The sequence below is a fragment of the Deltaproteobacteria bacterium genome, assembly GCA_022340465.1.
Taxonomy (GTDB): domain Bacteria; phylum Desulfobacterota; class Desulfobacteria; order Desulfobacterales; family B30-G6; genus JAJDNW01.
The window spans coordinates 1-3,351 of record JAJDNW010000042.1; the positions used below are offsets into that span (position 1 = coordinate 1).

Sequence of the window (3,351 nt, forward strand, 5' to 3'; positions counted from 1 at the left end):
TCCGCTCGGATCGGAAGGCATTGATAATGGCAAACATCCCCTCCACAGTGGTAAACTGGGGCGTCGCGTAATGACCTTCGTTTGCCTGGGTGTCGCGGATTGTCTCCATAAGACCAGGCTCGTGCGGAGACAGGAGACGGACGATATTGGTCGCATTCACCCAGGCACTGGCCTGGCATGTTGTGCAGCCGCTTATGGATGACATTTAATCTGTAAGGCCTTCCCCAAGGTAACAAATGACGTCGTCGATCAAAAATTTAGTTGGAGTTCAGCAAAAACTAAGCCATCCTGCATTGAAGTTCATAACGCCTAAAATTTATTTGAAATATGCACTAGAAGGACGAGGCGGTAAGTATCGACTTGCCCATTTTGAATCTCGGGCAAAGAAAATCAATTCCTTTTGTGAAATGGTCTTCCCAAAGGACCTGCGGGACGAGCTTCGCTATGTAAAATTTTTGTCACGGAACAATAACTATTTGAAATTCAATCGATTATTGATCAGTATGAGGTTGCTATCAATCGTTTTCCCGAAGTGAAAACCCAATGTCAAAACAGCCTCCTACAAATGCGCCCGTCGAAGCCTCGGTTCTGGAAGATACTTATGCACCCCCAGGGATGGTGATGCGTTGGCTCAAAATCGGGTGGTTGGCTGTCTGGCTGATGACGGCTACCCTGCTGGTTTTCCCCCCGATCACCCTTGTTGCTATTTTTAGCAAGACCGGCAACAGCATGTTTCAACTGGCCAGATTTTGGGCCTGGCTGATTCTCAAGGTGACCGCCGTACATGTCGTGGTGGACGGAGCAGAAAAGATTGACCGCTCCAAGGCATACATGATCATCGCCAATCACCAGTCCCACTTTGACGGGCCGGCTCTGGCCTGGGGGCTGGGAGGGCTTCAGTTTCGTTGGATTGCCAAAAGGGAATTGTTGAAGATCCCACTTTTCGGGCACTGCTTGAATTCTTCCCGCAATATCTTCATCGACCGCACGAACCGTGAAGCGGCCCTCGCCAGTATTCGAGAAGGAATAAAAATGCTGCCCGATGGGGCGGGCGTCATGTGTTTTGCCGAAGGTACGCGCTCGGCCACGGGACACCTCGGAACCTTTAAAAAAGGGGGGTTCCTGGCAGCCTTGGAAAGCGGCATGCCGCTGTTGCCCATCACCATCAATGGCAGTCATCATGTTCTGCCCAAAGGAAGCCTGGCCTTTCGCAAAGGCATCATCGAACTGGTGATCTCCGAGCCCATCGAAACGACAGGTAAACATTTCGAAGAACTTGATGAACTGATCGATGCCACCCGCCTTGCGATTCAGTCCAATCACATTTCCACCTCATAGGGTCCTGTATCAGTATGGTCCACCAGAACGTCTTCCTACGGAAATCTTCCGACTGGACGGATGACGGACCTTGTGGCATGCTAACGCTTTCTTTTACGCTCATCGTAATCTTATCCTGTAAGGAAGGTGGTCTTTGGCGCGAAAGAAGTTTTATGCCGTTAGAAAGGGGCATCGAACGGGCATTTATACGGAGTGGTTCGGCCCGAACGGCGCCCAGGTGCAGGTAAAAGGGTTCCAGGGAGCTCAATACCGGGGTTTTGCCACACGGAGCGAAGCAGAGGCTTTTATGGGGGGAGACCTTCCCATGGACGCGCCGTCGTCATCAGGGACGCTGCCGTTGTCAGACAGGCGATCGGAAATTGTCGTGTATACGGACGGAGGGGCCATCGGCAATCCCGGTCCCGGAGGCTATGGGGTGGTGATCTTTCACCCGGCCGAAGAACGGCGGGAATTTTCCGGTGGCTATCGAAGAACGACCAACAATCGCATGGAGCTCATGGCCTGCATCATGGCCCTTGAGCATTTACAGGGGAGCCTGCCGGTTATTTTATACAGCGATTCGCGGTACTTGGTGGATGCCATCAATAAAAAATGGGTGTTCGCCTGGCAGAAAAGAGATTGGCACAAGGCGGATGGCAAGCCGGCCAAGAACCAGGATTTGTGGGCGCGCCTGTTGAAGCTTTTGGACACCCGGCAGGTTACGTTCCGCTGGGTCAAGGGACATGCGGGGCAGGAATGGAACGAGCGTTGCGATCAACTGGCCGGGTATGCCATGACCCGGCCCGACCTGCCGATCGACCGCCATTACGAAGCAAACTGCAATCAAGAAGAGAAATGACAATTCCGATTGCAAACCTGACAATCTACCGCCAGCCGATAGGTTCGTAGCCCTTGTCTCGCAGGCATTTTTCAACGAAACGGCGAAAGGTCGCGTCCGGATCACCCGAATGGATAGCGCTGCGTGTCAAAGCACCGGCCGCCCCGCCGGCGGCCCCGGCTGCCGCACCCTTGCCGAAATTCCCCAGCACGGCACCCACGGCAGCCCCGGTTGCACCGCCAACGGCGGCCCCGGTGGCCGTGTCCTTGGCGATTTCCCCACCTTGATTCGTATCCGCCCCATATTCCCGGGCGAGAGCTATGCAGGCGTCGATGTCGGCCTCGGCCGCTTTCTGCCCCATCATCGTCAACTGGTCGTTGGGGTAGAGAACCGGTCGTTTGGCCGCGCATCCCATAGGGATCACAAGAAGGAGGAAGAAAAGGCAAGCGATGCCTTTGACATTCGCCCGGGAGTTGATCGTGTACTGATTCAACAAGGTCCACACAGCAGTAGGCCTCCTTTGCCTTAGGGAGGTGATCCAGCAGGAAATCGCCACGGCACAAGATCCATTACCACGCCCATGTCCGGTGGCCGGTAAGGCCCGAAATTCCCGTCCCTTTTCCGGCGATGTGTTACCCAGCGGGTTTTTTGGGCCGCCAGATAGTTTCGACAGGGGAAACCCTGCCGGTTTCACTATCATTTGATACCCTTCGGTAAGAACGGGAAAAATGTTTGAAGGGCGTATGGTTTCGTATGGCATTTTGCAGGGCGCGCTCAAAATCAATATTTTCTCGACCGTTTCCGGCCGGTTTCCGGGAACGGGGATAGCGATACCAGGGGCGGAAATGGTGCCTGGGATTGTGCCGCAGCCATTTCAAAATATGGCCGAATGCTTCTTTGGGGAAATAGCGACGGAGGCCATCCGTAATTCTATGGGGGCTCTTTTTGAGATTGATGGGAAAGGGCGGGCGGAGCGGGGAACGCGACCAATTTCTGTTATGGGTGGAATCATCTCGCCAGCTGCGCGGTTCAACCGGAGGTCGGTTTCTTAATAGCGCATAGGCCAGATTGGCATGCTGGATATTTTTTTCCGCCAGCGTTTTCATGGCGGACCCGGCCGAATAGCGATCGGGATGCCAGAGCTTAACCTGCTCACGATAGGCCTTTTTAATATCGGCTTGGGACGGGTTGGCCTC

4 protein-coding genes are annotated in these 3,351 nt (G+C 54.1%); 2 read left to right on the forward strand and 2 right to left on the reverse strand.

Translation table 11 applies throughout. From position 1 onward, the window contains the following. Nucleotides 1–621 precede the first annotated feature (621 nt). Both LJE94_07370 and rnhA read left to right on the forward strand, forming a co-directional pair. On the forward strand, nt 622–1,338 hold the full coding sequence (locus LJE94_07370) for a 1-acyl-sn-glycerol-3-phosphate acyltransferase (GenBank protein ID MCG6909930.1): 717 nt from the start codon (nt 622–624) through the stop codon (nt 1,336–1,338). Between the two features lie 133 nt (nt 1,339–1,471). Continuing rightward, nucleotides 1,472–2,176, forward strand: coding sequence for a ribonuclease HI (gene rnhA / locus LJE94_07375; GenBank protein ID MCG6909931.1), 705 nt, complete (start codon nt 1,472–1,474; stop codon nt 2,174–2,176). Between the two features lie 25 nt (nt 2,177–2,201). Here the strand turns inward: rnhA and LJE94_07380 are convergent, their stop codons facing one another. Both LJE94_07380 and LJE94_07385 read right to left on the reverse strand, forming a co-directional pair. After that, nucleotides 2,202–2,660, reverse strand: a complete 459-nt coding sequence (locus LJE94_07380) for a hypothetical protein (GenBank protein MCG6909932.1) — start codon at nt 2,658–2,660, stop codon at nt 2,202–2,204. A 127-nt stretch (nt 2,661–2,787) separates the two neighbouring features. Then, the coding region (locus LJE94_07385) for a J domain-containing protein (GenBank protein ID MCG6909933.1) at nt 2,788–3,351 on the reverse strand (564 nt) is incomplete at its 5' end.

Bases quoted from the DNA above. Each gene is read 5' to 3' on its own strand.
- LJE94_07370 (MCG6909930.1), top strand. From the start codon at position 622: ATGCGTTGGCTCAAAATCGGGTGGTTGGCTGTCTGGCTGATGACGGCT.